This window comes from Streptomyces sp. NPDC046900 (assembly GCF_040644975.1).
In the GTDB taxonomy this organism is placed as follows: Bacteria; Actinomycetota; Actinomycetes; order Streptomycetales; family Streptomycetaceae; genus Streptomyces.
This window is the reverse complement of sequence record NZ_JBEYXD010000180.1, coordinates 1-6526: the sequence shown is the minus strand read 5'-3', so window position 1 is coordinate 6526 and position 6526 is coordinate 1. Positions and strand designations below refer to the sequence as shown.

Sequence of the window (6526 nt, the reverse complement as noted above, 5' to 3'; positions counted from 1 at the left end):
CGCCCCCGCACCCCCCCCCGGCCCCCCTCGAATCGTTCCCGCCGCTCACCGGCCCCGGCGGGCCGCCGAGCGCCAGCTGAGCGGCAGGTCGGCGTACACCCGGCTTTCCCGGCGCTCTGAACGGCCGCTAGAAGAAGACCCCGCAGCGCAGCAGCACGTTCGCGTACGGGCGGGCCTCACCGGTGCGGACGACCAGGTGTGCGCCCGCCGTCAGCTCCTTGAGCTGCTCGTGCGGTATCAGTTCGAGGTCCGGGAAGCGGGCCCGGAGCAGGGACGAGGCCTCGGGGTTCGCGTCCCGCACCTCGTGCGCCGCCGTCGCCCCCTCCACCACCAGTTCGTCCAGCAGGCCGTCCAGCACCTCGGCGAAGGAGGGCACCCCGGCGCGGAACGCCAGGTCCACCACACGCGGGCCCGCCGGTATCGGCATGCCCGCGTCGCACACCAGCACCCTCTGCCCGTGCCCCAGCTCCGCGAGCGCGCCTGCCAGATGACGGTTCAGAATGCCGCGCTTCTTCACAGCGCCGCCACCTCCTCCGAGGTGGGGAACGACTCCTGCGCTCCGGGCCGGGTGACCGCGGCCGCGCCCACCCGGGCCGCGTACGCCGCCGCCTCCGGGAGCGTCTCGCCGGTGCCGAGACGCCACGCCAGCGCCGCCGTGAACGCGTCGCCCGCGCCCGTCGTGTCCACCGCCTCCACCTTCACGGACGGCACACGGGTCATGGCCTCGCCGTCCGCCACCAGCGCGCCCTCCGCGCCCAGCGTCACCACGACCGATCGGGGGCCGAGCGCCAGCAGCGCGGCCGCCCAGTCCTCGGGCGTGCCGCCCAGGTCGTCGCCCGCGATGACCCGTGCCTCGTGCTCGTTGACGATCAGCGGGTCGCACGCCGCGAGCACGTCCGCGGGCAGCGGCCTCGGCGGTGAGGGGTTCAGAACGAAACGGGTGCCGGACGGCAGAGTCCGTACGACCTCCACGACCGTCTCCAGCGGGATCTCCAACTGCGCCGAGACCACGCGGGACGCCTCCAGCAGGCTGCCCGCCGCCCGTACGTCCTTCGGCACGAGCCGGCCGTTGGCGCCCGGCGAGACCACGATGCTGTTGTCCCCCGACGGGTCCACCGTGATCAGTGCGACCCCGGTGGGCGCGCCGCCGACCAGCACGCCCACGGTGTCGACGCCCGCCACGCGCTGCGAGTCCAGCAGAAGTCGTCCGTGCGCGTCGTCGCCGACCCGGGCCAGCAGCGCCGTACGGGCGCCGAGCCGGGCGGCGGCGACGGCCTGATTGGCGCCCTTGCCGCCCGGGTGGACGACCAGGTCGGAGCCGAGCACCGTCTCCCCGGCCGCCGGGCGCCGTTCGACCCCGATCACCAGGTCGGCGTTGGCCGATCCCACGACCAGGAGGTCGTAGTCGTACATGACTGTCTCCCAACGGATCCCCGTGGATCCTCACAGCGATGAAAGCCGGTGCCACGGCCGGGGGCCGCGCGCGCTGTCGTTCGTCCGCGCGGCGCGGCCCCCGGCCGTGGCGACGGGGGGAACGCGGGGGTCAGCCGCTGAACCCGGCCACGGTCTCCTTCGTGACCACCTTCACCGGAACCTTCACGGTCTGCTCGACCTTCTTGCCCTCGGCGGCCCGCAGCGCGTTGTCGACCGCGATCCGGCCCAGCTGCGTCGGCTGCTGCGCCACCGAGGCATACAGCGTGCCCGCCTTGACCGCGGCGAGGCCGTCGGGCTCGCCGTCGAAGCCGACCACCTGGACCGAGGTACCGGCCTTGGAGCCGAGCGCCTTGATCGCGCCGAGCGCCATCTCGTCGTTCTCGGCGAACACGCCCTGGACGTCCGGGTGCGCCTGGAGCAGGTTCGCCATCACGTCGAGGCCCTTGGTCCGGTCGAAGTCGGCGGGCTGCTTGGCCAGGACCTGGATGCCCGGGTAGGCCTTGAGCCCCTCGGCGAAGCCCGCCCCGCGCTCACGGCTGGCGGAGGTGCCGGCCTGGCCCTGCAGGATGATGATCTTGCCCTGGCCGCCGAGCTTCTCGGCGAGGGCCTTGGCGGCGAGCTTGCCGCCCTCGATGTTGTCGGAGGCGACCAGCGCGGCCGTGTTCGCCTTGTTGACGGCGCGGTCGACACCCACGACGGGGATGCCGGCCTTGTTCGCGCCCCGCACCGACGGGCCCGCGGCGTCCGAGTCCACCGGGTTCACGATGATCGAACCCAGTCCCTCGCTGGTGAAGTTCTGCAGCTGGTTGGCCTGCTGCGAGGCGTCGTTCTGCGCGTCCGTGACGGTCAGGTCGACGCCCAGCTTCTTCGCCTCCGCCTGCGCACCCGACTTGATCTGCACGAAGAAGGGGTTGTTGAGGGTGGAGAGCGACAGGCCGACCTTCTGCGTCGTGGAGGACGAGCCGCCGTGCAGGAAGGAGACCCCGCCCACCACGGCCGCCGCGACCACGGCGGCCAGGATGTACGTCGCCGCCTGCTTGCCCTTGCCGCCAGGGGACGTCGTACCGGCCGCCACGGGGGTGGCCCCCGCCTTGCGCCGCACGGTGTCCAGCAGCACCGCCAGGGCGATCACGACACCGATGACGACCTGCTGCCAGAAGGCCGACACCGAAAGGAGGTTCAGGCCGTTGCGCAGCACCGCCAGGATCAGCGCGCCGATCAGCGTGCCGGACGCCTTGCCGGTGCCGCCCGCGAGGGAGGCGCCGCCGATGACGACCGCGGCGATCGCGTCCAGCTCGTAGCCGTTGGCGGCCTGCGGCTGCGCCGACGACAGACGCGAGGCGAGCACGATGCCCGCGGCGGCGGCGAACAGACCCGACAGCGCGTAGATCGCGAGCTTCTGCCTCTTCACCCGCAGGCCCGACAGACGTGCCGCCTCCTCGTTGCCGCCGATCGCGTACATCGAGCGCCCGATGTACGTGCGGCCCAGCACGAACGCCGTCAGCAGCCCCATGATGACCATGACCAGGACCGGCACCGGCAGCCAGCCGCCGAGCGTGTCGCCCAGGTGGGAGACGGAGGCGGGGAAGGCGATCGGGGAGCCCTGCGAGATGACCAGCGACAGACCGCGGCCCACCGACAGCATGGCGAGCGTCGCGATGAACGGCGGCAGCTTCCCGAACGAGATCAGGATGCCGTTGACGAGGCCGCAGGCGAGGCCCGTGGCGATCGCGAGCAGCACGGCTATCGCGACCGGTATCCCCGCCGATGTGGCACTCCAGGCGAGGACCGTGGCCGACAGCGCGGCGACCGAACCCACCGACAGGTCGATGCCCGCCGCGACGATCACGAAGGTGACGCCGAAGGCGAGGATGGCGGTCACCGCCGCCTGGACGCCGATGTTGAGCAGGTTGTCCGTCGTCAGGAAGTCGCCGGACAGCGCCGACATCGCGATGACGAGGACGATCAGCGCGGTCAGCGCGCCGTTGTCGAGCAGGAGACGGCGGACCCCCGTGGCGCCACCGGCGCCCGCTCGGCCCTTGAGCGTGTCAGTGGCCACGGGTGGCCTCCGTTCCGTTGACAGATGTGGTGGGTGTGGAGACGGCGAGCGCCATGACGGAGTCCTGGGTCGCCTCGTCGGCGGTCAGTTCGCCCGCGATCCGGCCCTGGGCCATCACCAGGACCCGGTCGCTCATGCCGAGCACCTCGGGCAGATCACTGGAGATCATCAGGACGGCGGCGCCCGCGGCCGTGAGTTCGTTGATCAGCTGGTAGATCTCGACCTTGGCGCCGACGTCGATACCGCGCGTCGGCTCGTCGAGGATGAGCACCTTGGTGTCGGCAAGCAGCCACTTGCCGATGACGACCTTCTGCTGGTTGCCGCCGGAGAGCGTGCGCACATGCTGGGCGAGCCCGGCCATCCGCACACCGAGCTGCTCGGCGACCCCGGCCGCGGCGGTTCGCTGTCCCCTGCGGTCGACGAGCCCGCCGTGGGTCGCGGCCCGCATGGTCACAAGCCCCAGGTTCTCCTCGACGGACGCGTCGAGGACGAGTCCCTGGCCCTTGCGGTCCTCGGGTACCAGACCGATCCCGGCCGCCATCGCGGCGGTAACGTCGTGCCGCCGCACATCCGCACCCGCGACGCGCACGGTGCCCTTGTCGTAGGGATCGGCACCGAACACGGCCCGCACGACCTCCGTACGGCCGGCGCCGACGAGCCCCGCGATGCCGACGACCTCACCGGCCCGCACCTCGAAGGACACATCGTGGAAGACCCCGTCGCGGGTGAGCCCCTCGACGGTCAGCAACGCGGTGCCCGCCTGGAGCCGTTCACGCGGGTACTGCTGCTCGATCGACCGCCCCACCATGAGGCGTACGAGCTCGTCCTCGGGCGTGGAGGCCGGAACCTGCCCGACGCTCTTGCCGTCGCGGATCACGGTCACCCGGTCCCCGAGGGCGGCGATCTCCTCCAGGTGATGGGTGATGAACACGATCCCGACGCCGTCCTCGCGCAGTGTGCGCACGATGGCGAAGAGCTTCTCGACCTCCTCGGAGGTGAGCACCGCCGTCGGTTCGTCCATGATGAGCACGCGCGCGTTCAGGCTCAGCGCCTTGGCGATCTCGACCATCTGGAGCCGCGCGATGCCGAGTTCCCGCACCCGGGCGCGCGGGGACACCTGCACGCCGACGCGTTCGAGGAGTTCGGCGGCGTCGGCCTCCATCTTCTTCCGGTCGATCATCCCGAGCCGGCGCGGCTGGCGCCCGAGGAAGATGTTCTCGGCGACGGTCAGATCGGGAACGAGGTTGAACTCCTGGTAGATGGTGGCGATCCCGAGGCGCTCGGAGTCCTGCGCACCGTGGATGCGCACCTCCTCGCCGCCGACCAGGATCCGCCCGGCGTCGGGGCGGTAGGCGCCGGAGAGCATCTTGATGAGGGTGCTCTTGCCCGCGCCGTTCTCACCGAGCAGCACATGCACCTCGCCCCGGCGCAGATCGAAGTCGACACTGTCGAGCGCGACCACACCGGGGAAGGTCTTGCGTATGCCTTCGATGCGCAGCAACTCGTCCGCGTTGCTCACGACTGGCTCCTGTTCGTTGCGGGGGACGGCTCCGTGCGAGCCGGCGGCTCTTGCGGAGCGGATGGCCCTGGGAGGGCGGGCGGCCTGGGCTGCCCCTGGGGAGCGGGTTCTCCGCACGAGCGGCGTACGACGAGCCACGCGGGGAGCGTGACGGACTCCGGTGGCCGCCCCTCGATGCGGTCGACCAGCGCGCGCACGGCGGCGTGCCCCAGTTCGCCCGTGGGCTGGGCGATCGCGGTGATCGGCGGTGCGGTGTGCACGAACCACGGGATGTCGTCGAACGCGGCGAGCGCGATGTCGTCCGGGACCCGCAGCCCGCGCGCCCGGATGGCGTCCAGCGCGCCGAGCGCCATCAGGTTGTCCGCGGCGAACACGACCTCGGGCGGCTCCTCCAGGTCGAGGAACCGCTCCGTGGCCCGGCGCCCGCTCTCGGCCTGGAAGTCGCCCTGGCCGATGTAGTCGTCCGGCAGGGGAAGTCCGTACGCGCCCATGGCCTGCCGGAAGGCCTCGACGCGCTCCTGGCCGGTCGTGGTCGCCGCGGGCCCCGTGATGATCGCGAGTCTGCGGTGCCCGAGCCCGTGCAGATGGGCGACGAGATCGTGGACGGCGGCGCCTCCGTCGGACCGCACCACGGGTACGTCGACGCCCGGGATCCAGCGGTCGACGAAGACCATGGGCGTGCCGCTCCGCGCGGCGTCCAGCATGAGCGGCGACCCGCCGTCGGTCGGCGAGACGAGCAGTCCGTCGATCCGCCGGTCCAGCAGGGTCCGCACATGGTGGTCCTGGAGATCGGGCCGCTCGTCGGCGTTGCCGATGATCACGCTGTAGCCGAGCGCGCGGGCCTCCTCCTCGACGGAGCGGGCCAGGTGAGTGAAGTAGGGGTTCAGTACGTCGCTGATGACCAGGCCGAGGGTGCGGGTCTGGTCGGTGCGCAGGGACCGGGCGACGGCGTTCGGGCGGTAGCCCAGCGTCTCGACGGCGGCCAGCACGCGGGTGCGCGCGTCGGCGCTGACCGACGGGTGGTCGTTGAGGACGCGCGACACCGTGGCGACGGAAACGCCCGCCTCGGCGGCGACGTCCTTGATGCTCGCCATCGCCAGGACCACCTCCTTGTGGATCCGTTATGGGTGCATGTGTGAGTCCGTGGAATCGTTTCCATGACTGACAGGAAGGATTGGAATCGATTACATGGAGGTGAATCAAGGGTGCGGACGACGCCGAGACCGAATTGTGACCCATGTGATCCAGGTCTCATGTCCGCGTCCGTTGGGGCTTGATGGGGGCGTGGTGCCGCCCCGCGTGGCCTGTGAGGCGGTCCGTCCTCTGTAGCGGGGCTGTGACGTCAAGTGGTTGCGAGTGCGACGCCTGGACGTGAACATGGTGACTGGAGAATCGTTCAGTGGGACCAACTCACCACAGGGGGAGGCACGATGAAGTTCGACATGGGGGCGCAGACCCTGTCGACGCTGATGAAGGGCTCGCGTGGGTCGAGCGAGGATCTGGGGACGTTGATC

At 71.3% G+C, this 6526-nt stretch carries 5 protein-coding genes; all 5 read right to left on the bottom strand.

The genetic code is table 11. The annotated features are described in order from the left end of the window. Positions 1 to 127: 127 nt before the first annotated feature. Complete coding sequence (gene rbsD, locus ABZ904_RS50040) at positions 128 to 517, bottom strand: D-ribose pyranase (RefSeq protein WP_359391484.1); 390 nt, start codon at positions 515 to 517, stop codon at positions 128 to 130. Beyond that, a complete protein-coding gene (locus ABZ904_RS50035) occupies positions 514 to 1413 on the bottom strand; it encodes a ribokinase (RefSeq protein WP_360991738.1) in 900 nt (299 codons plus the stop codon). The genes rbsD and ABZ904_RS50035 overlap by 4 nt, the downstream gene beginning before the upstream one ends. 130 nt (positions 1414 to 1543) lie before the next feature. Continuing rightward, positions 1544 to 3493, bottom strand: a complete 1950-nt coding sequence (locus tag ABZ904_RS50030) for a substrate-binding domain-containing protein (RefSeq protein ID WP_359391482.1) — start codon at positions 3491 to 3493, stop codon at positions 1544 to 1546. Further along, complete coding sequence (locus ABZ904_RS50025; RefSeq protein ID WP_359391481.1) at positions 3483 to 5012, bottom strand: sugar ABC transporter ATP-binding protein; 1530 nt, start codon at positions 5010 to 5012, stop codon at positions 3483 to 3485. Before ABZ904_RS50025 ends, ABZ904_RS50030 begins: the two co-directional genes overlap by 11 nt. Then, complete coding sequence (locus tag ABZ904_RS50020) at positions 5009 to 6106, bottom strand: LacI family DNA-binding transcriptional regulator (RefSeq protein WP_359391480.1); 1098 nt, start codon at positions 6104 to 6106, stop codon at positions 5009 to 5011. The genes ABZ904_RS50025 and ABZ904_RS50020 overlap by 4 nt, the downstream gene beginning before the upstream one ends. Positions 6107 to 6526: the final 420 nt, after the last annotated feature.